Source organism: Streptomyces sp. NPDC102283, assembly GCF_044766265.1.
GTDB lineage: Bacteria > Actinomycetota > Actinomycetes > Streptomycetales > Streptomycetaceae > Streptomyces.
On record NZ_JBIWLQ010000011.1, the window covers coordinates 67,045 to 91,417 of the forward strand.

Below are 24,373 nucleotides of genomic sequence, written 5' to 3' on the forward strand. Positions count from 1 at the left end.
GAAACGCAGGGAATCAACAGCGAACAGCGGGGCTATAGCTCAGTTGGTAGAGCGCCTGCATGGCATGCAGGAGGTCAGGAGTTCAATTCTCCTTAGCTCCACAATCAGGATCCCGTCCCCACCAGGGGGCGGGATCTTCTGTATAGGGGGCACCGAGCGGGCTGACCCCCTTGCGGGGCCATGGCAGAATCGGAACGCCGGAGGGGGCGACGTACCGATCGGGAGGGAGCGCGATGCCTGCGAGTCGCGAACACGTCCCCGACCAGCCTCTTGTCTCCGGCCCCGTACCGTTCGAAGATCGATCCCGTCTCGGCTGTCCGTCCTGCGGTTCGTCCCATGTGGCCCAGGTTCTGGGTGACAACGGAGGGGTCTCCTACGTGTGCACGGCCTGCGGCCACAGCTGGAGCTGACTGATGGGTGCACACAGGCGTAAGTGCGACTGGTGCGGCAGCGGTACGCCCATCGTCAGGGACATGGACCCGGTCAACGCGGAGTACCAGTACTGGTGCGAGGAATGCGCGCGGGCGCTGATCATAAAAGGCGATCCCATCGAGACCTATCGGGAGCTGGAGGGGGAGCCGATCTACGGGCGGCTCCTGGAGGAGCACTGCACTCTCAAGCGCTTCTACTCCTTCGCGACCGCCTGACCTGCGGTTGACGATCCACCGTTCGGGATGATTCGGGCATATCGGTGCGGACTGGAAACGATTTGGTGAAGCACCGGGGGGACCGTGTAATGTTCTCGATGTCGCCAAGGGAAGCCGGGCGGCAAGCAGCGAGGGGCTATAGCTCAGTTGGTAGAGCGCCTGCATGGCATGCAGGAGGTCAGGAGTTCAATTCTCCTTAGCTCCACAAGATCGACAGTGAAGAAGCGGGCCACCCGGATCGGGTGGCCCGTTTCTTTTGTCCGGCCGGGTCCGGCCGGTGGGTCTGTCTGTCCGGTCGCGTCTGTCCGGTCGCCTCTGTCCGGATCAGGCCCGTCCGGACGGGCTTCGCTCCGGATCGGCTTCGTCCTGGATCAGCCGCGCCCACTGCCCAGCACTCGTCGGTCCGAGGCCGGCAGGGTGGGCCCGCCGTTCGCCGCCCGGATCCCCGTGCGCGCGATGTCCGCCCCCTGGTTACTCCCCGCTCCCATCCGGGCCCGTGCGGTACTCTGACGCCATGCGTGCCGTACGCCTTCTGCTTAGCGAGCCGCGCTGAACAGTCCCGACCGGTGAGAACGCCTGGTCGGAGTCAGCGCGGCGTCCCCTCCTGTGCGAGGGGATTTTTTGTTTCCCGGCAGATGACGATCGATGGAGCTTTGAGGATCATGAGCGAGACGAATTCCGCAGCCGAGACGGTCGCGCCGCACCGCTACACGGCGGCCATGGCCGCCGACATCGAGGCACGCTGGCAGGACTTCTGGGACGCCGAGGGGACGTACGAGGCCCCGAACCCCACCGGGGACCTGGCGGGCGACCCGGAGCTGGCCGCCAGGCCGAAGAAGTTCATCATGGACATGTTCCCGTACCCCTCGGGTGCGGGCCTGCACGTCGGACACCCGCTGGGCTACATCGCCACCGATGTCTACGCCCGCCACCAGCGGATGACCGGCCACAACGTGCTGCACACCCTGGGCTTCGACGCCTTCGGCCTGCCCGCCGAGCAGTACGCCGTGCAGACGGGCACCCACCCCCGGGTCTCCACCGAGGCCAACATGGAGAACATGAGGGCCCAGCTGCGCCGACTGGGTCTGGGCCACGACAACCGCCGCTCCTTCGCGACGATCGAGGCCGAGTACTACAAGTGGACGCAGTGGATCTTCCTGCAGATCTTCAACTCCTGGTACGACTCCCAGGCCGACCGGGCCCGCCCGATCGCCGAGCTGGTGGAGCAGTTCGAGAGTGGCACCCGTGCCACCCCCGACGGCCGTGAGTGGAGCGCGCTGAGCGCCACCGAGCGCGCCGACCTGCTGAGCGAGTACCGCCTGGCGTACGCCTCCGACGCCCCCGTGAACTGGTCGCCCGGCCTGGGCACCGTCCTGGCCAACGAGGAGGTCACCGCCGACGGCCGCTCCGAGCGCGGCAACTTCCCCGTCTTCAAGGCCAAGCTGCGCCAGTGGAACATGCGCATCACCTCCTACGCCGACCGGCTGCTGAACGACCTGGACGGGCTGGACTGGCCCGAGGCCATCAAGCTGCAGCAGCGCAACTGGATCGGCCGCTCCGAGGGCGCCCGGATCGAGTTCCCGGTGGACACCGCCGGTGGCATCACCGTCTTCACCACCCGCCAGGACACGCTGTTCGGCGCGACGTACATGGTGCTGGCGCCCGAGCACGACATGGTCGAGCGGATCATCCCGGCCGCCTGGCCCGAGGGCACCCACCCGGTGTGGACCGGCGGCCACGCGAGCCCGGCCGAGGCCGTCACCGCGTACCGCAAGCAGGCCGCCGCCAAGTCCGACGTCGAGCGGCAGGCGGAGGCCAAGGACAAGACCGGCGTCTTCACCGGCGCGTACGCGACCAACCCGGTCAGCGGCGAGAAGGTCCCCGTCTTCATCGCCGACTACGTCCTGATGGGCTACGGCACCGGCGCGATCATGGCCGTGCCGGCGCACGACGCGCGCGACTTCGCCTTCGCGCGCGCCTTCGAGCTGCCGATGCGCTGCGTCGTCCAGCCCTCCGACGATCGCGGAACCGACCCCTCCACGTGGGACGACGCCTTCGTCTCGTACGACGCGAAGCTGGTCGACTCCGCGAACGAGGAGATCTCGCTGGACGGCCTGGGCGTCGTCGAGGCCAAGGTGAGGATCACCGACTGGCTGAAGGAGCACGGTGCCGGCGAGGGCACCGTCAACTTCCGCCTGCGCGACTGGCTCTTCAGCCGACAGCGCTACTGGGGCGAGCCGTTCCCGATCGTGTACGACGAGGACGGCATCGCCCACCCGCTGCCCGAGTCGATGCTGCCGCTGGAGCTGCCCGAGGTCGAGGACTACTCCCCGCGCACCTTCGACCCGGAGGACGCGACCGCCCAGCCCGAGACTCCGCTGTCGCGCAACGCCGACTGGGTCAACGTCACGCTGGACCTGGGCGACGGCGCCGGTCCGCGGAAGTACCGCCGCGAGACCAACACCATGCCCAACTGGGCAGGCTCCTGCTGGTACGAGCTGCGCTACCTGGACCCGAACAACGACCGGCAGCTGGTCGACCCGGCGATCGAGCAGTATTGGATGGGCCCGCGCGACGGTCAGCCCACCGGCGGTGTCGACCTGTACGTCGGCGGCGCAGAGCACGCCGTGCTGCACCTGCTGTACGCGCGCTTCTGGTCCAAGGTGCTGCACGACCTGGGCCACATCTCCTCCGCCGAGCCGTTCCACAAGCTGTACAACCAGGGCATGATCCAGGCCTTCGTCTACCGCGACAGCCGGGGCATCGCCGTCCCCGCCGCCGAGGTGGAGGAGCGCGACGGCGCGTTCTTCCACGAGGGCGAGAAGGTCAGCCGCGTCCTGGGCAAGATGGGCAAGTCCCTGAAGAACGCGGTCACGCCGGACGAGATCTGCGCCGAGTACGGTGCGGACACCCTGCGCCTGTACGAGATGGCGATGGGCCCCCTGGACGTATCGCGACCCTGGGACACCCGGGCCGTGGTCGGCCAGTACCGGCTGCTGCAGCGCCTGTGGCGCAATGTGGTCGACGAGGAGACCGGTGGGATCACCGTCGTCGACACGGAGCCCGGCGAGGACACGCTGCGCGCCCTGCACAAGGCCATCGACGGGGTCGGCCAAGACATGGCGGGGATGCGGTTCAACACCGCCATCGCCAAGGTCACCGAGCTGAACAACCACCTGACGAAGGCCGGCGGCCCGCTGTCGCGCTCCGTCGCCGAGCGGCTGGTCCTGCTGATCGCCCCGCTGGCCCCGCACATCGCGGAGGAGCTGTGGCGGCGCCTGGGCCACACCGGTTCGGTCGTGCACCAGGACTTCCCGGTGGCGGACCCGGCGTACGTCGTGGACGAGACCGTCACCTGCGTCGTCCAGATCAAGGGCAAGGTCAGGGCCCGCCTGGAGGTCTCGCCCGCCATCGCGGACGAGGAGCTGGAGGCGCTGGCCCTGGCCGACGAGGCGGTCGTCGCGGCGCTGGGCGGGGCCGGAATCCGCAAGGTGATCGTGCGCGCGCCGAAGCTGGTGAACATCGTTCCCGCGTGACGGTCCCGTTTTCGCCCGACGGCCGTCCGTCGACGGCTGCGGTGCATGGTCAGGGCCATCCCCTACGGGCAGGTTGGGGGTTCCGAAGGAACCCTCGGCCTGCCCGTTCCGTTTACGGTGGAGGGGCGACCGGTATCGGCGGCCGCATCGAGATATCGAGGGGCATTCATGGAAGCCGCGATCACGATCCTGGCGTTGCTCTTGGTCGCGTTCGTCGCGCTGGGTGTCTACGCGACCGTGAAGGCGGTCGGCGCGGCCAAGCGCGGCGTGGACCGCACGATCACACAGGCCCGGCGCACCGTGGAGGACACCACGCTCCGGGCCAAGAGCTTCGGGCAGACGGGTGTCGCCGGCGAGCTGGCGCAGCTCCGGCTCGCCCTGCGCACCTCGATGCGGGCCACGCAGGACGCCCTGCACGCCGGCGTCGCCGAGGACGCGTCCCTGACCGAGTCGGTGGCGCTGTTCCGGCGGCTGAGCGAGCACGGCCTCGAACTGGACGACGAGCTGAAGCGGCTGGAGCGCGAGCCGGACCGGGCGACGGTCGCGGGCCTGCTGCCCAAGCTGAAGGAACGCACGCAGCGGATCACGCACTCGGCGGAGTCGCTGCGCTGGGCGGCGCGGGATCGGGCGCGGCAGTTCGCCGACGACGACCTGGACGCGCTGAACGCGCAGATCGACATCGAGGCCGGCGCGCTGCGGCACTGGACCGTCGAGGAGCCGTCGCAGGCATCCGGCGCGAGGGCCTCCGCCTCGACACCGGGCCACGGTCCCGGGACGGACTGGCCCGAGCCGGCCGCCTCGGCGGGCCCGTCGGCCGGGAACAGCAGCACGGCCGACCAGGCGTGGTCCGGACCCGCCCGCGCGGAGGGTCCGCAGGCGATCACCGCACCGGACCCACGGCTGCGCACGACCTACCCCTGGCAGAAGTCCACCCGGCCGGAAACGACGAACTGACGCACACCCGACCGTGCGACCCCTCCTGAGTGCATACGACCCGGCTGGATACGCTCCGAAGCAGCCATGAACGATCAGAGGGCCGGGGCCGGGCCGCCGCACTCCCACCACGCCAGGTAACCTCCGGCTCATGTCCCGCCATGTCGCTATCGTCACCGATTCCACGGCCTACCTGCCGCCCCCGACGATGGAACGGCACGGCATCACCGCAGTGCCGTTGACCGTCGTCCTCGGCGACCGGGCGCTGGAGGAGGGCACGGAGATCTCGGCCCGCTCGCTCGCCCTGGCTCTGCAGAAACGCCACTCCGTGACCACGTCCCGCCCCAGCCCCGAGGTCTTCGCCGCGGCCTACCGGGCGGCGGCCGAGGACGGGGCCGACGCGGTGGTGTCCCTGCACCTGTCGTCGGAGTTCTCGGGCACGTACGACGCGGCGCTGCTCGCGGCGAAGGACGCCCCCGTTCCGGTACGGGTGGTGGACACCGGCATGGTCGCCATGGCCCTGGGATTCTGCGCTCTGGCGGCGGCGGAGAGCGCCGAGGCGGGCGGCGGCCCGGACGATGCGGTGTCGGCGGCGGAGAAGCGGGCCGCCGGCACCTCGGCGTATTTCTATGTCGACACGCTCGACTATCTGCGCCGGGGCGGACGCATCGGCACGGCGCAGGCCCTGCTGGGATCCGCGCTGGCGGTGAAGCCGATCCTGGAGCTCGACGCGGGACGGATCGAGATGCTGGAGAAGGTGCGGACGGCGTCCAAGGCCATCGCCCGTCTGGAGGAGATCGTCGCCGAGCGGGCGGGGACGGCCCCGGTGGACATCGCGGTCCACCACCTGGCCGCCCCGGAGCGCGCGGAGCGCCTGGCCGAGCGGCTGCGCGAGCGCGTTCCAGGCCTGGTCGATCTTCACGTCAGCGAGGTCGGCGCGGTGATCGGGGCCCATACGGGGCCGGGGCTGCTCGGTGCGGTGATCTCGCTGCGGTGAACGCGTTGCGGTGAATGACCAGGGGAGACGTGCTGCGGAGCTTCACCCCGGGGAGTGGCCGAGTTGTCCACAACTGCCGGACCGTCCACAGAAATCGTGGCTGCTCAGCGCGTTCGGGCGGATGTGCCTAACGTCGTGAGGCATGGCCCTTCGATCTCCTCGGGCGTCGGCTCCCGACGCTCTGCACACCGCTGCCCCGTCGTCCGATTCCGCGTCCTCCTCCACCCTCACCTCCATCTCCACCCGCACTTCCTCGTCCACCCACCCTTCCTCGTTCCTGCCTCCGCCCGACCTGTTGTCCGGTCGGAGGCCCGCACGGGTGCGGCATGGATCCGGCACTCGCCCGGGCGGCCGGGCGGGAGCGGGCCCCGGCGCTCGTGCCGGGGCCCGCCACGGTGGGCGGCGGGCCGTGCGAGGGCGTTCCGTCCTTGCGGCGGCGGCCGCGCGTCGCCGGGCGGATGCGCTGATGGCGGGCGCCTCCGGGCTGGGGAGTGATGCCGCACCCCCACCGGTACACGAGTCGGCAGCCGCATCTGTACAGGCACCGGCACCTGTACAGGCACCGGCACCTGATACCGAACCTGAACCTGTACCGGTCCCGGTCCCGGTACGTGAGACCCGACCTGTCCCTGTGCCCGTACCGGTGTCCGATACCGCGGGGGAGGAGCCCGGTGGCATGCCTAAGGTGCGCCGTCTCGTGTCGGCCGTCCGGGAGCGGCTGCCGCTGTGGGTGCGGCTCCGGTGCGGGATGGCGCCGCGCACGCCGATGGTGCTCGGGCTGGTGCTGCTCGCCGCCGTGGGTGTCGCCGCGTTTCACTTCTGGTCCGTACGCCCCCAGGCCGTGCGTGCGCCGGAACCGGTCGCGGACGAAGCGGCAGCGCCCGTGCTGCCACCGGATCCGTTACGGTCCGGCGTCCCCGGTCCGGCTTCCCGTCCGGCCGCGGGGGAGCCGCCGGGCGCGGGCGGGAGCGGGCAGATCGTCGTCGATGTGAGCGGGAAGGTGCGTCGGCCGGGGGTCCGCCGGCTTCCGGCGGGCTCGCGGGTGACGGACGCGCTCGACGCGGCGGGCGGTGTGCGCGCCGGCACGGATGTGACGGGGCTCAATCGGGCGCGGGTCCTGATGGACGGTGAGCAGGTCGTCGTGGGTCCACCGCCGGGCCCGCCGGTCTCCGGGGCGGTGGCCGGTAGCGGGCCCGCCGAGGCCGGCGCGCCGGGCGGGCCCGGCCCCTCGGCACCGCTGAGCCTGAACACGGCGACCGCGGAGCAGCTCGAAACGCTGCCCGGGGTCGGGCCCGTGCTGGCCCAACACATGATCGACTACCGCACGGAGAACAACGGATTCCGGTCCGTCGACGAACTCCGGGAGGTCAACGGGATCGGCGACCGCCGCTTCGCCGAACTCCAGCCGCTCGTACGGCCATGAGCAGCCGTGAGGCGCGAGCGGATGGGCCCGCGGATCTGCGGCTGGTTCCGCCCGCCCTGGCGGTCTGGGCGGCCGCGGCGTCGACGCTGGGGCTGCCGGGGCGGTGGGTGGCCGCCGTGACCGCCGCCTGTCTTCTTCCGGCGGTCGTCCTGCTGCTGTTGGCCTCGCGCACCTCGCGGGAGGGGAGGTCCGCCGGACGGTCCCGGGCCGTCGCCGCCGGGGGAGCCGTCCTGCTGTGCGCGGCGGCGGGCGCGGCCGTGGCCGGATTCCATGGGGCCGATGTGCGGCGCGGTCCCGTCCCCGGGCTGGCAGCGGAGTACGCGCGCATCGACGCCGACGTCCGGGTGACCTCGGACCCCCGGACGACCCGCCCGGCGGTCCGGGGCAACCACAGCGCCCCGGCCCTTCTCCTGATCGACGCCGAGGTCATGGAGGTGCGGACGCCGGACGGCCCGAGTACCCGGGTCAGGACACCGGTGCTGCTCATGGTCGCGCCGGGTGGCCATCGGGCGGACTGGCAGAAGCTGCTGCCGTCCACCCGGCTCCGGCTCGGTGGCAGGCTCTCGCCCCCCGCACACGAGGGCGAACGCCTGGCGGCGGTCCTGCGGGTGGACGACGGGGGAGCGCCCCGGATCACCGGGCCTCCGACGTGGATCCAGCGCACGGCCGGGGAACTGCGCGCCGGGTTGCGGGAGGCGACGGACGGTCTGGACGCGGACGCGCGTGCGCTGTTACCGGGGTTGGTGGTCGGGGACACGTCCAGGGTCTCGTCCGAACTCCACGACGCCTTCAAGGCAACTGATCTGACACACCTTTTGAGCGTGTCCGGAGCAAACCTATCGATTCTGCTCTTTCTCCTCGTCGGGCCGCCGGGGTCGGCGTTGAGCGCGGAACGACGCGGACTGGCACCCCTGTTGGGCCTTTCGCTGCGGGGCACCGCGTTGATCGGCGGTGGGCTGACGCTCGCCTTCATCGTCGTGTGCCGTCCGGAACCGAGCGTGCTCCGCGCGGCAGCCTGCGGTCTCATCACGCTCCTCGCGATCGGAACGGGCCGCCGGAGATCCCTGATTCCCGCGCTGGCGGGGGCTGTCGTCCTCCTGGTGCTCTACGATCCCTGGCTCGCCCGGAGCTACGGTTTCCTGCTGTCGGTGCTGGCCACCGGCGCGCTGCTGACCCTCGCGCCACGGTGGAGCGTCGCCCTGCGGGCGCGTCGCGTGCCGGGCAGATTCGCCGAGGTTCTGGCCGCAGCGGCGGCCGCGCAGGCGGTGTGCGCGCCCGTGGTGGTCGTCCTGGCCTCGCGGGTCAGCCTGGTGGCGGTCCCGTGCAATCTGCTGGCGGAGTTCGCGGTGGCGCCGGCGACGGTGCTCGGGTTCGCGGCCCTCGCCGTCGCCCCCGTCGCCCCGCCGGTGGCCGAGCTGCTGGCCACGATCGCGAGTTGGCCGGTCGGGTGGATCGCCACGGTAGCCCGCACGGGGGCGGGCCTTCCCGGGGCGGAGGCCCAGTGGCCCGGAGGGTGGTCCGGAGCGGCGCTGCTCGCCGGCCTCACGGTGCTGGCCGTGCTCCTGGCGCCGAGGCTGGCGCGCCGCCCCTGGATCTGCGCGGCCGCCGGGCTGCTTCTCGTGCTTGCGGTGCTGAGACCGGTTCCGCTGACCCGGATCATGACCGGATGGCCGCCGCCCGACTGGGCGTTCGCGCTCTGCGACGTGGGGCAGGGCGATGCGATGGTGCTCATGGCGGGGGAGGGCACGGGCGTGGTCGTCGACGCCGGACCCGACCCCGGTGCGGTCGACCGGTGCCTGCGCGACCTCGCGGTGACCCGCGTCCCGCTCGTGGTCCTCACCCACTTCCACGCCGACCATGTGCGCGGGCTGCCGGGCGTGCTCCGGGGCAGGGCGGTGGGCGCGATCCAGACGACGAGCCTCGAAGAGCCGCCGGAGCAAGCCGCGTTCGTGCGGCGGACAGCGGCTGCGGCGCGGGTCCCGACGATGCGTGCCGTGGCCGGTGAGCACCGCCGGGCGGGCCCGGTCGACTGGCGTGTCCTCTGGCCGCGCCAAGGGCCCGGGGGCGCGGGGGCGATGGCGCGGGAGCCGAACGACTCCAGTGTCACCCTGCGCGTACGGGCGGCCGGCGGGCTGACACTGCTGCTCCTGGGCGACCTCGAACCCCTGGCCCAGCGGGAGTTGCTGCGCGGTCAGGAGGCGTCGGGGCCGGTGGACGTCCTCAAGGTGGCCCACCACGGCTCGGCCTTCCAGGACGCCGGGCTGCTCCGCAGCGTACGGCCGAGGCTGGCGCTCATCTCGTGCGGCGCGGACAACCCGTACGGCCACCCCTCGGCCCGCACGGTGGGCGCCCTCAGGGCGGCCGGGGCCCGGGTTTTGCGCACCGACACCGACGGCCCGATCGCGGTGACGGGCACCGGGAAGGAGCTGCGGGCGGTGGGCCGGTCATGACACCACGCGGGTCAGACCAGCCACGTTCCGGCGAGCATCAGGTCGCGGTCGGCCAGTTCGTTCACCTCGCGCCAGGCACGCACGGTGTGGGGGGTGATCTGCAGAAACACCCAGACGGGGATGCGCGGGTCCCATCGCAGCTTCGCGGCGAAGGCCTCCCTCGTCGGGGTGGGAAGGTCGGCTCCCTCCAGGATCCTCGCCCCGCCCTCGATCAGCACCACGTCGCGCGTGTGGCCGAGGGTGATGCGGATCGGGCCGCCGGGGGTCACGTTGACGGCGGTGGGATTGGTCCGTCGGGTGGCCATGACCAGGGTGCCGGTGTCGTCCTCCCAGAGGAACGACAGCGGGACCAGCGTGGGAACGCCGTCCGGGGAGGCGGTCGCCACCCACGCGTCGTCGTCCTCTCGCAGACGGTCCAGGGTGTCCTGCTTGCGCTGCTCCCGGCTGCGTGCGGGATCGGGCTCGCTCATGGCCGCCACGCTAGACCGCGATCACCGTGCCACGCCTCGGGCAAGGGGCCTCGGCCAGTAGTCCTAGGACCCGCCGTGGGACCCCGCCGTGGGACCCCGCCGTGGGACCCGCCGTGGGACCCGCCGTGGGACCGGTGGTCCGCGGGGCGGGAGCGGGAGCGGACTGGGCCGATGGCCGTCGAAGCGCTGCGTGACCTGCGGCACCGGCATCTGCTCGCCGTTCCGTTCGAGAACCTCTCGGTCCATCTGGGCGAGGACATCGTGCTGGAGGAACGGGCGCTCATGGCCAAGGTGGCCGGCGGTCGCGGCGGCTTCTGCCACGAACTGAACGGTGCGTTCGGGGCGTTGCTGCGCGCCCTCGCCTTCCGTGTGACCCTGCTCCAGGCCCGGGTCTTCGGCGACGGCGGCCGTCTGGGCATTCCGTACGACCACCTGGCGCTGCGGGTGGAGACCGAGGACGGCACGGGGCCCTGGCTGGCGGACGTCGGGTTCGGCGACAACGCGCTGTGGCCGCTGGCGCTCGACGGCCGGGCGGATCAGGAGGACCCCCGGGGCGTGTTCCGGCTCCGCCCGGCGCCGCAGGGGGACCTGGATCTGCTGCGCGGAGGGTCACGGCAGTTCCGGCTCGACCTGAGGCCGCGGACGCTGCCGGAGTTCCGGGGCGGGGCCTGGTATCACCGCACCTCGCCCGACTCGCACTTCACCCGGTCGCTGGTGTGCTCCCGGTACACGGAGACCGGGCGGGTGACGTTGAGCGGACGGACCCTGGTCACCACGGTCGGCGGGGATCAGCACCGTACGGAACTGGCCACGGACGAGGAGGTGCTCGCCGCCTACCGGGACCGCTTCGGGGTGCGGCTCTCCCGGGTTCCGCAAGAGGCGGAACCAGAGATTCGGACCTCCGGTAACACGTGCGTACAGCCCGTCACCGATCGGCGCGGCTCGCCACACATGCGCACGCCCCATTACACCTTGTGGTGGCTCAGTACAACCCCTTCCAAGTTTCTCCGTTTGCCTCGAACGCCACATTAGTGATCGAATGCATGCTCGTCGGCGGGCCGCTGATCCGACGAAGACGTCCACCTGTCAGGGGCCCGAACCACGAAGCGCCCCTGGGGGTACGTAGAGATGTTCGGCCGTTGGCTGGGAAACAGAGGCCAGGCGGGTGGGCGTGGTGGGGCCCTCGCCGGATTCCAGGTGCCCCGTACCGCGGGCGTGCTGAACTGCCGGGTGCTGGATCCGGTCAACGAACCGGTACGGCAGGCCGAGTACGTCGTGACCGACAGCGTCGGCCGCAAGGTGACAGGCGGCGAGACGGACCCCTTCGGCAGTGTTCTCGCCACGGTCCCGGCGGGCGACTACCGGCTGGCGGTCACGGCCGAGGGCTTCACCCCGTTCCACGGGGCGGTGACGGTGGCCGAGGGGGCGCACGCCACCCTGGGCGATGTGACCCTCCAGGTGGCGCAGCCTCCGCAGCTGCCCGACCCCGGCGACTGGGACGTCGAGCCGAACCATTCGCAGATCGGCTTCACCGCCCGGCACATCGGGCTGGCGCGCATCCACGGCAGGTTCAACAACTTCGCCGGGGCGGTCCGGATCGCCGATCGCATGGAGGACTCCGCCATGCACGTGATCATCGACGCCGCCTCGATCGACACCAATGTGCAGATGCGCGACGATCACCTGCGCTCCGGTGACTTCCTCGACGTCGGCCGCTATCCGACGTTGGAGTTCTACAGCGAGCGCTTCGTCCACCGGGGCGGCAGCCGCTGGGGTGTCACCGGTGCGCTGACCCTGCACGGCGTCAGCCGTACGGTGACGCTGGACACCCAGTACCTCGGTATCGGCAACGGCCTGGAGGGCGAGACGCGCGCCGCCTGCCGGGCCACCACCGAACTGCACCGCGAGGACTTCACCCTCACCTGGCAGACCATGGTGGCGCGCGGGATCGCCGTGGTGGGGCCGAGCATCGTCATCGACCTGGACATCCAGATCGTTCCCAAGGGCTGAGCCGCCCGGTTCGTGCCCGAGGCCGAGCCGGCACGGTTCGTTCCCAAGGCCGAGCCGGCCGGCGTCACGGCTTCTCCAGCCAGCCTTCGTACTCCTCCGCGAACGCGTCGAGCGCGACCGGGTCCAGGCGCCCGGCCGTATCCTCCACGACCACCAGCCACTGAGCGTCCTCGGCGTCGTCCTCGCCGGCCAGCGCGTCCCGTACGAGCTGAGGCTCCTCGGCGACCCCGAAGCGGTCCGCCAGCTCCTCGGCCACCTCCTCCGCGGCGTCGCGGTCGGGCAGCACCAGTACATGTCTCACATCGCTCACCCGGTCATTCTCCGGTACGGGCGTCCGTGCTTCGTGCCCAGGGCCGCCCGGACGTCGGGCCCGTCGAGGCCGTCCGGGCCGTCCGGGCTGTCAGTGGGGCGTGGGATGCTGGATCGCGATGGCCACCAGGAAGAATTCCACCGACGATCCGCTCGCACCCCTCACCCTCGCCGTGGGCCAGGAGGACCTCCTCCTGGACCGTGCGGTGCAGCAGGTGGTGGCGGCCGCCCGTGCTGCCGACGCCGACACGGACGTACGCGATCTGGCGTCCGACCAGTTGCAGCCCGGCACGCTCGCCGAGCTCACCAGTCCCTCGCTCTTCGCCGAGCGCAAGGTCGTGATCGTGCGCAACGCGCAGGACCTCTCGGCCGACACGATCAAGGACGTCAAGCGGTATCTCGGCGCGCCGGTCGAGGAGATCACCCTCGTCCTGCTGCACGCGGGCGGCGCCAAGGGCAAGGGGCTGCTGGACGCGGCGCGCAAGGCCGGGGCACGGGAGGTCGCCTGCCCGAAGACCACCAAGCCCGCCGAGCGGCTCTCCTTCGTACGGTCGGAGTTCCGGACGCACGGGCGGGCCGCGACGCCGGAGGCCTGCCAGGCGCTGGTCGACTCCATCGGCAGCGATCTGCGGGAGCTGGCGAGTGCGGTGTCCCAGCTGATCGCGGACGTCGAGGGCACGATCGACGAGGCGGTCGTCGGGCGCTATTACACCGGGCGGGCGGAAGCCTCGTCGTTCACCGTCGCCGACCGGGCGGTCGAGGGGCGCGCTGCGGAGGCGCTGGAGGCGCTGCGGTGGTCGCTGTCGACCGGGGTCCCGCCCGTCCTGATCACCAGTGCGCTGGCGCAGGGTGTGCGGGCGATCGGGAAGCTGTCCTCGGCCCGGGGCGGCCGGCCGGCCGATCTGGCCCGGGAGCTGGGTATGCCGCCGTGGAAGATCGACCGGGTGCGGCAGCAGATGCGCGGGTGGACGCCGGACGGGGTCGCGGTGGCCCTGCGGGCGGTGGCGGCGGCGGACGCGGGGGTGAAGGGCGGAGGGGACGATCCCGAGTACGCCCTGGAGAAGGCCGTCGTCGTCGTCGCCCGGGCCGCGAGGGCGGGGCGGTAGGCCTCTCGGGGCGGGTGGGCGGTTCGCCGGGGCGTGCGGGGTCTTGTGAGCCCCGGTCCGTCCTCGAGCGCCGGACGGGCTGGGTGGGTGTGCTCCTCACGCGCGGAAGCCCCGGTCCTCGATCTGGGGAGATCGGGGCCGGGGCTTCCGGGTCACACTCTGGGTGCGCCGCACCCGCGTGGCGAACGCAGGTTCGGTGTGCGGCGCGGGGTGCCGGTCAGGGGCGGGAGAGAGGGCCCGTCTGGTCCGTTCCGGCGGTCACATCAGTGAGCTTCGGGAAGAAGCTCAGGCCTGCAGGGCGGCAACCTTGGACGCCAGCGCCGACTTCTTGTTGGCGGCGGCGTTCTTGTGGATGACACCCTTCGAGACAGCCTTGTCGAGCTGACGGGAAGCGTCGCGGACGGCCGTGGTGGCCTTCTCGACGTCACCGGCAACGGCGGCCTCGCGGGCCTTGCGGATCGCGGTCTTGAGCGACGACTTGACGGCCTTGTTGCGCAGGCGCGCCTTCTCGTTGGTCTTGTTCCGCTTGATCTGGGACTTGATGTTCGCCACGAAAGAGCCTTTTCAGGTTCGTTGGATCTTCTAGGTGAGCCCCGCCGCTCATGAGAGCCACGAGGCACAGCTGTCCACGGTAGCAGTCACCCTCCGACCGGCCCAAACCGGTCGCTGCCCCGCAGGCGTGGGACGATGGAGCCTACGTATCGATCCGACCGACCCGACATCGACCCGAGACACGGCGTTCGGCGTCTCAAGAATCAGGACCCTGCGTGCCCGCGACTCCTTCCAACGTGCCCGAGCCGAGCCGTACCGACCCGGCGCTGATCCGCAATTTCTGCATCATCGCGCACATCGACCACGGCAAGTCGACCCTCGCCGACCGGATGCTTCAGCTGACCGGAGTGGTCGACCAGCGGCAGATGCGTGCTCAGTACCTCGACCGGATGGACATCGAGCGCGAGCGCGGCATCACCATCAAGTCCCAGGCGGTCCGGCTGCCCTGGGCCCCCAACACGGGTGAGGACACGGGCACCACCCACATCCTCAACATGATCGACACCCCGGGCCACGTGGACTTCACCTACGAGGTCTCCCGTTCGCTCGCGGCCTGCGAGGGCACGGTCCTGCTGGTCGACGCCGCGCAGGGGATCGAGGCCCAGACGCTGGCCAACCTCTATCTCGCGATGGAGAACGACCTCACCATCGTCCCGGTGCTCAACAAGATCGACCTTCCGGCCGCGCAGCCGGAGAAGTTCTCCGAGGAGCTGGCCAACCTCATCGGCTGCCAGCCCGAGGACGTGCTCAAGGTCTCCGCCAAGACCGGCGTCGGCGTGGACGCGCTGCTCGACCGGGTCGTGCGGGACGTGCCGGCCCCGGTCGGCGTCGCGGACGCCGCCGCCCGCGCGATGATCTTCGACTCGGTCTACGACGCGTACCGCGGTGTCGTCACCTACGTCCGTGTCATCGACGGCCAGCTCAACAAGCGCGAGCGCATCCGGATGATGTCGACCGGGGCCACCCACGAGCTGCTGGAGATCGGGGTGTCGTCCCCGGAGATGACCCCGGCCGACGGCATCGGCGTGGGCGAGGTCGGCTACATCATCACCGGCGTGAAGGACGTGCGGCAGTCCAAGGTGGGTGACACCATCACCTCGCTGCACAACGGGGCGACCGAGGCGCTGGGCGGCTACAAGGAGCCCAAGCCGATGGTGTTCTCCGGGCTGTATCCGCTGGACGGCTCGGACTACCCGGACCTGCGCGAGGCGCTGGACAAGCTCCAGCTCAACGACGCCGCCCTGGTCTACGAGCCGGAGACCTCCGCCGCGCTCGGCTTCGGCTTCCGCGTCGGCTTCCTCGGCCTGCTCCACCTGGACGTGGTCCGTGAGCGGCTGGAGCGCGAGTTCGGCCTCGACCTGATCGCCACCGCCCCCAACGTGGTCTACCGCGTCGAGATGGAGGACGGCACCGAGCACGTCGTCACCAACCCGAGCGAGTTCCCCGAGGGCAAGATCGACAAGGTGCACGAGCCGGTCGTCCGCGCCACGGTGCTGGCCCCGAGCGAGTTCATCGGCGCGATCATGGAGCTGTGCCAGAACCGGCGCGGCACCCTCCTCGGCATGGACTACCTCTCCGAGGACCGGGTCGAGATCCGCTACACCCTGCCGCTCGCGGAGATCGTCTTCGACTTCTTCGACCAGCTGAAGTCCAAGACACGGGGTTACGCCTCCCTCGACTACGAGCCCACCGGCGAGCAGTCGGCCCAGCTCGTCAAGGTCGACATCCTGCTGCACGGCGACAAGGTGGACGCGTTCTCGGCGGTCACCCACAAGGACAAGGCGTACGCGTACGGCGTACGGCTCGTCGCCAAGCTGCAGAAGCTCATCCCCCGGCAGAACTTCGAGGTGCCGATCCAGGCGGCCATCGGCGCCCGGGTCATCGCCCGTGAGACCGTCCGCGCCATCCGCAAGGACGTCCTCGCCAAGTGCTACGGCGGTGACATCTCCCGTAAGCGGAAGCTGCTGGAGAAGCAGAAGGAGGGCAAGAAGCGGATGAAGATGGTCGGCAACGTGGAGGTTCCGCAGGACGCCTTCATCTCCGTCCTGTCGACCGACGAGTCCGCGGGTGAGAGCAAGGGCAAGAAGTAGTCCGCTCTCCATCCGCTCTTCAGGGGCCCCCACGCGGCAGTACCGGCGTGGGGGCCCTTTCGTTATGAAAGCCGCGGTCCGTTGCCTCTTACGTGGCGGACACGGGCGCTCTACTCTGATCACGACTCGATGGTTACTGGTCAGTTAAACAAGCCCGGACAAGCAGGGTGCGCAGCAGCACGGGAGCAGTAGGCGGTAGGCAGTAGGACCACAGCAGCCAGTCGCCGTATCAAAGAAGCCGGTCGTAGCAATGCCGCAGGCCCGGAGGACGTCGTGAGCGACACACAGACCTTGATCGATAACCGGCCGCCCTCCGTGGCGGCCCTCTTCATCGACCGCGTGGCGGCGACCCCGGACGGGGAGGCGTACCGCTATCCGGTGCCGTCGGCCTCGGGCGCGGGTCCCGACGACTGGAAGTCGCTGAGCTGGGGCCAGGCCTCGGAGCGGGTCTACGCGATCGCCGCCGGGCTGATCGCGCTCGGCGTGCGGCCCGAGGAGAGGGTCGCGCTCTGCTCGGCCACCCGGGTGGAATGGATTCTCCTCGACCTCGGGGTGATGTGCGCGGGCGCCGCGACCACCACGATCTACCCCTCCACGAACGCCGAGGAGTCCGCCTTCATCCTGGCCGACTCCGAGAGCCGGATCCTCATCGCGGAGAACGCCGAGCAGCTGGCCAAGGCCCGGGAGACCCGCGCCGGCCTGCCGGACCTCGCCCATGTCGTGGTCATCGACCCGGCCGGTGTCGAGCCCGCCGACGACGACCCCGAGGGCTGGCTCATCACCCTCGCCGAGTTGGAGGCCCAGGGCGCCGAGCTCCTCGCCAAGACCCCGGACGCGGTCACCGAGCGGGTCGCCGCGATCACCGCCGACCAGCTCGCCACCCTCATCTACACCTCGGGCACCACCGGCCGCCCCAAGGGCGTACGGCTGCCGCACGACAACTGGTCGTACATGGCCAAGGCCACCGTCGCGACCGGGCTGATCAACGCCGACGACGTGCAGTACCTCTGGCTGCCGCTCGCCCACGTCTTCGGCAAGGTCCTCACCTCCGGGCAGATCGAGGTCGGCCACGTCACCGCCGTCGACGGCCGCATCGACAAGATCATCGAGAACCTGCCGGTCGTCCAGCCGACCTACATGGCCGCAGTGCCCCGGATCTTCGAGAAGGTCTACAACGGGGTCGCCTCCAAGGCCCGCGCGGGCGGCGGCGCCAAGTACAAGATCTTCCAGTGGGCCGCCGGAGTCGCCCGCGAGTACGCCAAGGTCTCCCAGGACAACTTCCGCCGCACCGGCAAGGCGTCCGTCCCCTTCGCGCTCGGCGCCAAGCACAAGGTCGCCGACGCCCTCGTCTTCTCCAAGATCCGTGAGGCCTTCGGCGGCCGGCTGCGTGCCTGCGTCTCCGGCTCCGCCGCCCTCGCCCCGGACATCGGCTACTTCTTCGCGGGCGCCGGCGTCCACATCCTGGAGGGCTACGGTCTCACCGAGACCAGCGCCGCCTCCTTCGTCAACCCGGGCGAGGCCTACCGCACCGGCACCGTCGGCAAGCCGCTCCCCGGCACCGAGGTGCGCATCGCCGACGACGGCGAGATCCTGCTGCGCGGCCCCGGCGTCATGGAGGGCTACCACAAGCTGCCCGACAAGACCGAGGAGGTCCTGGAGTCGGACGGCTGGATCCACACCGGGGACATCGGTGAGCTGTCGGCCGACGGATACCTGCGCATCACCGACCGCAAGAAGGACCTGATCAAGACGTCCGGCGGGAAGTACGTCGCCCCGGCGGAGGTCGAGGGCCAGTTCAAGGCGGTCTGCCCGTTCGTCTCCAACATCCTGGTGCACGGCGCGGACCGTAACTTCTGCACCGCGCTCATCGCGCTCGACGGCCCCACCCTCCTCGGCTGGGCCGCCGAGAACGGCATGGAGGGCAAGTCGTACGCGGAGGTCGTCGCCGCCCCGCGGACCGTCGAGCTGATCGACGGGTACGTCAAGCGCCTCAACGAGGGCCTCCAGCGCTGGCAGACCATCAAGAAGTTCCGGCTCCTGCCGCGTGACCTGGACGTCGAGCACGGCGAGCTGACCCCCAGCCTCAAGCTGAAGCGGCCGGTCGTCGAGCGGGAGTACCGCGGGCTCATCGACGAGATGTACGCGGGCTCGCGCGAGGCCTGAGCCACGCGGCCGTCGCGAGGCGCGGGCCGCTCACGGCGGTCGGCCGGGGGCTCGGCCCCGGACGGGCGCCGACGGGGCGGCCGGACACCCAGGTGTCCGGCCGCCCCGTTCCCGCCGGCCGGCCCGGCCGCTGCGAACGACCGGCGCGACCGCACCCGACCACCGCTGTGAATGTGGTCGAGTGCGGTCGCGCCGACCTCAGTCGGATCGGCCTCGCAGGACCCTGGCGAGGACCACCACCAGCAGACCGGCGCAGGGGATCACCAGCAAGCCGGTGCGCAGGCTGGTCGCGTCGGCGACGTATCCGACGACCGGCGGCGACAGCAGGAAACCCAGGCGCATGAGCCAGGAGACGATCGTCAGGCCCGATCCGGGCTTGAGGCCGGGCAGGGTGTCGGCTTCGTGCATCGCCGCGGGCACCAGCGTCGCCACCCCGAATCCGGCCAGGGCGAAACCCAGGATGGTTCCGGGCAGCGTCGGCACAGCCAGGGCGAGTCCCATACCGGCCGCGGTGATCAGGCCGCCGGTCCTGGCCACGGCACGCTGACCGAAGCGGTCGAAGAGGCGGTCCCCGATGATGCGCCCGATGAACTGGGCGCCCACCAGGGCGATGAAGCCCCAGGCGGCGAGCGCCGCGGAGGTGTGCAGGGAGTCCGTCAGGTAGAGGGCGGCCCAGGAGTTTCCCGCGTCCTCGACGAGCGTGCCGGCCGTGGCGATCAGGACGAGCGCCGCCAGCACGTATCCGACGCGCGAGGCGCCGACCGCTCCCTCGGTGCTCCGCCGTTCCGGGCCGGCCTCCTCCGGTTCGTTGTCCGGGCCGGGCAGGCAGAAGCGCCACGCGGTCGCGGCGGCGAGAACGAGGACGATCGCCGAGATCGTGAGGTGGACGCCGAGCGACAGGCCCAGCGACATCGCTCCGGCGGCCATCAGCCCTCCGGTGACGGCGCCGATGGACCAGATCGCGTGGAACGAGTTCAGGATGGAGCGGCCGTAGAGCCGCTGCACCCGTAGACCGTGCGCGTTCTGCGCGACATCCGTCAGCGCGTCCATGGCTCCGGCCAGGAACAACGCGCCCGCGAACAGCACAGCCGACGGGGCGAGGCCGGCGGCCAGGAGCCCCATCGCCGTCAGCAGGGTGCCGACGACCGCGACCTGCGCCGAGCCGACGCGGCGGATGAGCACCCCAGCCGCGAGTCCGGCCGCGATGGCGCCCGCCGGGAACGCGGCGACCGCCAGTCCGTAGGCGCCGTTGCTGATCGCCAGATCCTCCTTGATCTGCGGATACCTCGGCAGCAGGTTGGCGAACAGGGCCCCGTTGGTGAAGAACAGAACGGCTACGGCGGTCCGCGCGTTCCGCCCGGCGCGGAGAGGCTGTGCCTCGGTGTCGACGGTCATGCGGAGGACCCTAACCCCCGAGCGTACGAACGTACACTCCCGCTGGCGGTAAATTCCGACCGAGTGGTAAGTATTCCGTCCGGCGGCCGACGACCACCGCCCCGCGTCCGCCGGGTGAGCATTCGGTTAGGCTGGCCTTCCTTGGCGGGGGCCGGGGCGTCCGGGCCCGGGTTCCGGCGCGCGCCGCGGGTGAAGACCCGGCGGACCGGACGGACGCGCAGGGCGCAGGTGAGAGGCGGCGACCGGACGCGCGCGCGTCGTGCGCCCGGCGGGCGGGACCGCTCACGAGGATGACGGAGAACGCGGGTTTCGGGCCTGCGCGCGAGGTGGGGCACTGTGGATGGGATCGCGCTCGCGGCCGGGACCCTGTACGTCATCGTCCTGCTCCGCGCCGGAGGGACGTTCGCCGTCGGGTGGCTCGCGGGAGCCGGTGTCCGGCGCGGCAGGTTCGCGGGGGCGGCCTCTTCGGCCAAGTTCCGGCGCGCCGAGCGCGCCATCCAGCGGTGGGGCGCGCCGGTGGTGGCCGTCTCCTTCCTGACGATCGGCTTCCAGACCGCCGTCAACTTCCTCGCGGGCAGCATGCGCATGCCGTTGTCGCGCTACCTGCCCGCGCTGTTCGTGGGCGGAGCGGCCTGGGCGCTGATCTACGCGACCGCGGGGCTCGGCGTGCTGGAGGTCCTGGGCAGGCTCTTCGCCGAGCGGACGGTCTTCGGGGTGTCCGCCGTGGCGGTGCTCCTGCTGGCGGTGTGCGGGGTGGTGGTTCACCGCAGAAGAAAGGTTCACCGCGGAGGAAAGGCGGCTCCGTCCTCCGGCGACACCGCTGCCGACGCGTCGTGAATCCGGCCGGCGGAGGTCTTCCCCACCTTCGATCCGGCTCTGGCCCTTGCGATGGCCCGTTTTCCGAAGCGTTGCGTTCGAATCTGCTCGATTTTCTGCCCACTTCGGTAACTCGGTGCTTATGGATGCGGCCGGTCTGTCACTCTGTCGGTGTCGTCGGACCGTAGGAGCCGCACCGTGGCGCCCATTCCCTTGCAGCGGGACCTCGTGCAGCGTCCCGGCACCATCCGTGCCGGGCACGCGCACGGCCCGCGCCCGGCCAGCCGCACCAGCCTGCCCGGCATCCCGCTCGCCCCGTCCGCCGCCCGCCGGTTCGTGCGCGCCGCGCTCGCCGAGTGGACCGGGATCGGGGTGCCCGCGGCCGTGGGCTTCAGCGACCGGCTGGCCGACGACGCCGTGACCGTCACCAACGAGCTGGTCACCAACGCCGTGGTGCACGCCGGGACCACCGTCGACCTGGTCCTCAGGCTGGAGGAGGAGGGCGGCGACGAGCCGTCCGCCGCCCTCGTCCTGGAGGTCACCGACCACCACCCGGCCCGCCCGGTGAGCGGCGACGAGCCCGGCGCGGGCCCCGGACCGGCCGGGACGCGTCCGGGGGAGCTGCCCGACCCCGCCGAGTACGGCCGGGGCCTCCAGCTCGTCGCCACCCTCGCCGACTCCTGGGGCATCACCTACCGCACCGGCCTCAAGACCGTCTGGGCCCGCCTCCCCGTCGACGACTGGAGCGCCCCGCCCGCCCCGCCCGACGGGGAGGCCCTCAGACGCGGCCTGCGCGCGGCCGAGATCCTCGCCCCCGCGGCCAGGCGCGCCGAGCGCGACGACGCGGTCTGGGACAGCCGGGGCGCCCCGGCCTTCCTCGCCGAGGCCTCCGACCTGCTCGCCGGGCAGCTCGACGAGGACCTGGTGGCCGCCATAGCGGGCCAGCTCCTGGTGCCCCGGCTGGCCGACTGGTGCGCGATCTGGCTGGAGGCCGAGGGCGGGGGACCGGCCGCCGAACCCCGGCTCGCCCGGGTCTGGCACAGCGACGAGACCGGCACCGAGCCCCTGCGCGCCGTCCTGGAGCGGGAGCCCCTCCGCCTCCCGGCAGGCATCGGCTCCGGGCCTGTCCCCGTCCCCGTGCCCTGGCCCGCCCACCTCGCCGAGAAGGACCGGGCGGACACCCCCGCGCCGCCTCCGCACCCCGGCGGCCGGGACGGGGCCGCGCTCGCCTTCCGCATCACCGCGGGCGGCCGGGCGCTCGGCACCGTCCTCGTCGGCCGCGAGGGCGTCGCCCAGGTGCCGGAGGCCGTCGCGTCGCTCATCGAGGACTTCGTCCGCCGCCTCGGCCTCGCCGTCGGCGCCGCCCGCGCCTACACCCGGCAGGCCACCATCAGCCGGATCCTCCAGCGCGGCCTGCTCCCCAGCAAGGTCGCCGAGATTCCCGGTGTCACCAGCGCCCTCGTCTACGAACCCAGCGACGACGGGGTGGTCGGCGGTGACTTCTACGACATCTTCCCGTGCCCCGGCGACCGCTGGTGCTTCGTTCTCGGCGACGTCCAGGGCAGCGGCCCCGAGGCCGCCGTCGTCACCGGCCTCGCCCGCCCCTGGCTGCGGCTGCTCTCCCGCGAGGGCTTCGGCGTCGGGGAGGTCCTGGACCGGCTGAACCGGCTGCTCCTCGACGACGCCATGGAGGCCGCCGAGGCCGCCGCCCTCATGGTCGCCGCCGCCGGGGGCCAGCAGCTCCACGACGGCACCCAGTCGCGGTTCCTCTCCCTGCTGTACGGGGAGGTCGTGCCGCTCCCCGACGGCGGGGTCCGCTGCACGGTGGCCAGCGCCGGGCACCCGCTGCCGCTGCTGCTGCGCCCCGACGGCTCCGTACGCCCGGCCGCCGAGCCCCAGGTGCTGCTCGGGGTCGTCGAGGATGTGGCGTACGAGAGCCAGGTCTTCGACCTCGCGCCCGGTGACACGCTGCTCTGCGTCACGGACGGGGTGACCGAGCGCCGGTCGGGCCCGCTGATGTTCGACGACGGGGACGGGCTGGCCCGGGTGCTGGCCGGGTGCGCCGGGCTGCCCGCCGAGGCGACGGCCGAGCACATCCGGCGGGCCGTCCACGAGTTCGCCGAGCAGCCCCCCGACGACGATGTGGCCCTGCTGGTGCTGCACGCGGACTGAACGGCCCGGCGGGCGAGCAGCCACCCGGTCCGGGAAGCTCCCGCGGCGAGCGACAATGGTCGGTATGCCTTCCGTACTGCCCGATGGTGAGCCCGTGCCCGACGACGGGGCGCTGCCCCGCCACGCCCTGGAAGGCGCAGCCGACCGCCCGCTCGGCTTCTACCTGCACGTCCCCTACTGCGCCACCCGCTGCGGCTACTGCGACTTCAACACCTACACCGCCACCGAGCTGCGCGGCTCCGGCGGGGCGCTGGCCTCCCGCGACAACTACGCCGCCCATCTGATCGAGGAGGTCCGCCAGGCCCGCAAGGTCCTCGGCGACGACCCCCGCCCCGTGCGCACGGTCTTCGTCGGGGGCGGCACGCCCACCCTGCTGCCCGCCGCCGACCTGGTGCGCATGCTGGCGGCGATCAGGGAGGAGTTCGGGCTCGCGGACGACGCGGAGATCACCACCGAGGCCAATCCGGAGTCCGTCGACCCGGCCTACCTCGCCGCGCTCCGCGAGGGCGGTTTCAACCGGGTCTCCTTCGGCATGCAGAGCGCCCGCCAGCACGTCCTGAAGATCCTGGACCGCACGCACACCCCCGGCCGTCCCGAGGCCTGTGTCGCCGAGGCCCGTGCGGCGGGCTTCGACCACGTCAACCTCGACCTGATCTACGGCACCCCCGGCGAGTCCGACGACGACTGGCGGGCCACCCTGGACGCCGCGATCGGCGCGGGCCCCGACCACGTCTCCGCGTACGCCCTGATCGTCGAGGAGGGCACCCAGCTCGCCCGCCGCATCCGGCGCGGCGAGATCCCGATGACCGACGACGACGCGCACGCCGACCGCTACCTCATCGCGGACGAGGCGTTCGCCGCCGCCGGCTTCGACTGGTACGAGGTCTCCAACTGGGCCACCACCGAGGCGGGCCGCTGCCTGCACAACGAGCTGTACTGGCGCGGCGCCGACTGGTGGGGTGCGGGCCCCGGCGCCCACAGCCACGTCGGCGGGGTCCGCTGGTGGAACGTGAAGCACCCCGGCGCGTACGCCCAGGCGCTCTCCGAGGGCCGTTCACCCGGCGCGGGCCGCGAGATCCTCGGCCAGGAGGACCGCCGGGTCGAGCGCATCCTGCTGGAGCTGCGGCTGCGCGAGGGCTGCCCGCTCTCCCTCCTGAAGCCCGAGGGCCTCGCCGCCTCCCGCCGCGCCCTGACCGACGGGCTGCTGGACCCGGAGCCGTACGGGAAGGGCCGCGCGGTCCTCACCCTGCGCGGGCGGCTCCTGGCCGACGCCGTCGTCCGCGACCTGGTCGACTGACCCGGAC

Annotated in this window: 18 protein-coding genes, 2 tRNA genes and 1 pseudogene; 17 read left to right on the forward strand and 4 right to left on the reverse strand. The window is 71.8% G+C overall.

Annotated elements, in window-relative coordinates:
- Positions 1–28: 28 nt before the first annotated feature.
- The 9 genes from ACIRJT_RS22230 to ACIRJT_RS22270 all read left to right on the forward strand — a co-directional run bounded on the left by ACIRJT_RS22230 (position 29) and on the right by ACIRJT_RS22270 (position 9,986).
- A tRNA-Ala gene (locus tag ACIRJT_RS22230) sits at positions 29–101 on the forward strand.
- Positions 102–413: 312 nt separating this feature from the next.
- The gene (locus ACIRJT_RS22235) at positions 414–647 is read left to right on the forward strand and encodes a hypothetical protein (protein WP_003969224.1); all 234 of its coding nucleotides are present in this window, start codon (positions 414–416) and stop codon (positions 645–647) included.
- A 132-nt stretch (positions 648–779) separates the two neighbouring features.
- Positions 780–852 (forward strand) — tRNA-Ala (locus ACIRJT_RS22240).
- A gap of 457 nt (positions 853–1,309) precedes the next feature.
- On the forward strand, positions 1,310–4,183 hold the full coding sequence (gene leuS / locus ACIRJT_RS22245) for a leucine--tRNA ligase (RefSeq protein WP_403911646.1): 2,874 nt from the start codon (positions 1,310–1,312) through the stop codon (positions 4,181–4,183).
- A 168-nt stretch (positions 4,184–4,351) separates the two neighbouring features.
- The gene (locus ACIRJT_RS22250) at positions 4,352–5,137 is read left to right on the forward strand and encodes a hypothetical protein (RefSeq protein WP_403911648.1); all 786 of its coding nucleotides are present in this window, start codon (positions 4,352–4,354) and stop codon (positions 5,135–5,137) included.
- 130 nt (positions 5,138–5,267) lie between these two features.
- A complete protein-coding gene (locus ACIRJT_RS22255) occupies positions 5,268–6,113 on the forward strand; it encodes a DegV family protein (protein WP_403911650.1) in 846 nt (281 codons plus the stop codon).
- Between the two features lie 326 nt (positions 6,114–6,439).
- Positions 6,440–6,580: a hypothetical protein gene (locus ACIRJT_RS22260; protein ID WP_403911652.1), complete on the forward strand. Its 141-nt coding sequence runs from the start codon at positions 6,440–6,442 to the stop codon at positions 6,578–6,580.
- A gap of 209 nt (positions 6,581–6,789) precedes the next feature.
- Positions 6,790–7,536 carry a helix-hairpin-helix domain-containing protein gene (locus ACIRJT_RS22265; RefSeq protein WP_403911654.1) on the forward strand — a complete coding sequence of 249 codons (747 nt, stop codon included), beginning with the start codon at positions 6,790–6,792 and terminating at the stop codon, positions 7,534–7,536.
- Positions 7,533–9,986: a ComEC/Rec2 family competence protein gene (locus tag ACIRJT_RS22270; RefSeq protein ID WP_403911655.1), complete on the forward strand. Its 2,454-nt coding sequence runs from the start codon at positions 7,533–7,535 to the stop codon at positions 9,984–9,986. Before ACIRJT_RS22265 ends, ACIRJT_RS22270 begins: the two co-directional genes overlap by 4 nt.
- Before the next feature lie 11 nt (positions 9,987–9,997).
- Here the strand turns inward: ACIRJT_RS22270 and ACIRJT_RS22275 are convergent, their stop codons facing one another.
- On the reverse strand, positions 9,998–10,456 hold the full coding sequence (locus tag ACIRJT_RS22275; RefSeq protein ID WP_403911657.1) for a pyridoxamine 5'-phosphate oxidase family protein: 459 nt from the start codon (positions 10,454–10,456) through the stop codon (positions 9,998–10,000).
- A gap of 171 nt (positions 10,457–10,627) precedes the next feature.
- Between ACIRJT_RS22275 and ACIRJT_RS22280 the strand changes: the two are divergent.
- Positions 10,628–11,341, forward strand: a pseudogene (locus ACIRJT_RS22280) (arylamine N-acetyltransferase); the annotation flags it as partial.
- Between the two features lie 243 nt (positions 11,342–11,584).
- Positions 11,585–12,466: a YceI family protein gene (locus ACIRJT_RS22285; RefSeq protein WP_403911659.1), complete on the forward strand. Its 882-nt coding sequence runs from the start codon at positions 11,585–11,587 to the stop codon at positions 12,464–12,466.
- Between the two features lie 64 nt (positions 12,467–12,530).
- Here ACIRJT_RS22285 and ACIRJT_RS22290 read toward each other — a convergent pair whose 3' ends face one another.
- Positions 12,531–12,776, reverse strand: coding sequence for a hypothetical protein (locus ACIRJT_RS22290; RefSeq protein WP_403911661.1), 246 nt, complete (start codon positions 12,774–12,776; stop codon positions 12,531–12,533).
- A gap of 118 nt (positions 12,777–12,894) precedes the next feature.
- On the opposite strand from ACIRJT_RS22290, the gene holA reads away from it, so the two are divergent.
- Positions 12,895–13,881 carry a DNA polymerase III subunit delta gene (holA, locus tag ACIRJT_RS22295; protein WP_403911663.1) on the forward strand — a complete coding sequence of 329 codons (987 nt, stop codon included), beginning with the start codon at positions 12,895–12,897 and terminating at the stop codon, positions 13,879–13,881.
- A gap of 285 nt (positions 13,882–14,166) precedes the next feature.
- Here holA and rpsT read toward each other — a convergent pair whose 3' ends face one another.
- On the reverse strand, positions 14,167–14,433 hold the full coding sequence (gene rpsT, locus ACIRJT_RS22300; RefSeq protein ID WP_018961227.1) for a 30S ribosomal protein S20: 267 nt from the start codon (positions 14,431–14,433) through the stop codon (positions 14,167–14,169).
- A 215-nt stretch (positions 14,434–14,648) separates the two neighbouring features.
- Here rpsT and lepA point away from each other — a divergent pair, with 215 nt between their 5' ends.
- Both lepA and ACIRJT_RS22310 read left to right on the forward strand, forming a co-directional pair.
- On the forward strand, positions 14,649–16,523 hold the full coding sequence (gene lepA, locus ACIRJT_RS22305) for a translation elongation factor 4 (RefSeq protein ID WP_403911665.1): 1,875 nt from the start codon (positions 14,649–14,651) through the stop codon (positions 16,521–16,523).
- 273 nt (positions 16,524–16,796) lie between these two features.
- Positions 16,797–18,686, forward strand: coding sequence for an AMP-dependent synthetase/ligase (locus ACIRJT_RS22310; RefSeq protein WP_403911667.1), 1,890 nt, complete (start codon positions 16,797–16,799; stop codon positions 18,684–18,686).
- Positions 18,687–18,884: 198 nt separating this feature from the next.
- Here ACIRJT_RS22310 and ACIRJT_RS22315 read toward each other — a convergent pair whose 3' ends face one another.
- Positions 18,885–20,081 carry an MFS transporter gene (locus ACIRJT_RS22315; RefSeq protein ID WP_403911669.1) on the reverse strand — a complete coding sequence of 399 codons (1,197 nt, stop codon included), beginning with the start codon at positions 20,079–20,081 and terminating at the stop codon, positions 18,885–18,887.
- 336 nt (positions 20,082–20,417) lie between these two features.
- Between ACIRJT_RS22315 and ACIRJT_RS22320 the strand changes: the two genes are divergently transcribed.
- The 3 genes from ACIRJT_RS22320 to hemW all read left to right on the forward strand — a co-directional run bounded on the left by ACIRJT_RS22320 (position 20,418) and on the right by hemW (position 24,366).
- Complete coding sequence (locus ACIRJT_RS22320) at positions 20,418–20,918, forward strand: DedA family protein (protein WP_403911670.1); 501 nt, start codon at positions 20,418–20,420, stop codon at positions 20,916–20,918.
- Positions 20,919–21,095: 177 nt separating this feature from the next.
- Positions 21,096–23,069 (forward strand): SpoIIE family protein phosphatase, encoded by a 1,974-nt coding sequence (locus ACIRJT_RS22325; RefSeq protein WP_403911672.1) that lies wholly within the window; start codon positions 21,096–21,098, stop codon positions 23,067–23,069.
- Between the two features lie 55 nt (positions 23,070–23,124).
- The gene (hemW, locus tag ACIRJT_RS22330; protein ID WP_403911674.1) at positions 23,125–24,366 is read left to right on the forward strand and encodes a radical SAM family heme chaperone HemW; all 1,242 of its coding nucleotides are present in this window, start codon (positions 23,125–23,127) and stop codon (positions 24,364–24,366) included.
- Positions 24,367–24,373 lie beyond the last annotated feature (7 nt).

Bases quoted from the DNA above. Each gene is read 5' to 3' on its own strand.
- hemW (WP_403911674.1), top strand. From the start codon at position 23,125: ATGGTCGGTATGCCTTCCGTACTGCCCGATGGTGAGCCCGTGCCCGAC.
- ACIRJT_RS22315 (WP_403911669.1), bottom strand. From the start codon at position 20,081: ATGACCGTCGACACCGAGGCACAGCCTCTCCGCGCCGGGCGGAACGCG.
- ACIRJT_RS22235 (WP_003969224.1), top strand. From the start codon at position 414: ATGGGTGCACACAGGCGTAAGTGCGACTGGTGCGGCAGCGGTACGCCC.
- ACIRJT_RS22250 (WP_403911648.1), top strand. From the start codon at position 4,352: ATGGAAGCCGCGATCACGATCCTGGCGTTGCTCTTGGTCGCGTTCGTC.
- ACIRJT_RS22275 (WP_403911657.1), bottom strand. From the start codon at position 10,456: ATGAGCGAGCCCGATCCCGCACGCAGCCGGGAGCAGCGCAAGCAGGAC.
- ACIRJT_RS22270 (WP_403911655.1), top strand. From the start codon at position 7,533: ATGAGCAGCCGTGAGGCGCGAGCGGATGGGCCCGCGGATCTGCGGCTG.
- holA (WP_403911663.1), top strand. From the start codon at position 12,895: ATGGCCACCAGGAAGAATTCCACCGACGATCCGCTCGCACCCCTCACC.
- ACIRJT_RS22255 (WP_403911650.1), top strand. From the start codon at position 5,268: ATGTCCCGCCATGTCGCTATCGTCACCGATTCCACGGCCTACCTGCCG.
- ACIRJT_RS22260 (WP_403911652.1), top strand. From the start codon at position 6,440: ATGGATCCGGCACTCGCCCGGGCGGCCGGGCGGGAGCGGGCCCCGGCG.
- leuS (WP_403911646.1), top strand. From the start codon at position 1,310: ATGAGCGAGACGAATTCCGCAGCCGAGACGGTCGCGCCGCACCGCTAC.
- ACIRJT_RS22285 (WP_403911659.1), top strand. From the start codon at position 11,585: ATGTTCGGCCGTTGGCTGGGAAACAGAGGCCAGGCGGGTGGGCGTGGT.
- ACIRJT_RS22265 (WP_403911654.1), top strand. From the start codon at position 6,790: ATGCCTAAGGTGCGCCGTCTCGTGTCGGCCGTCCGGGAGCGGCTGCCG.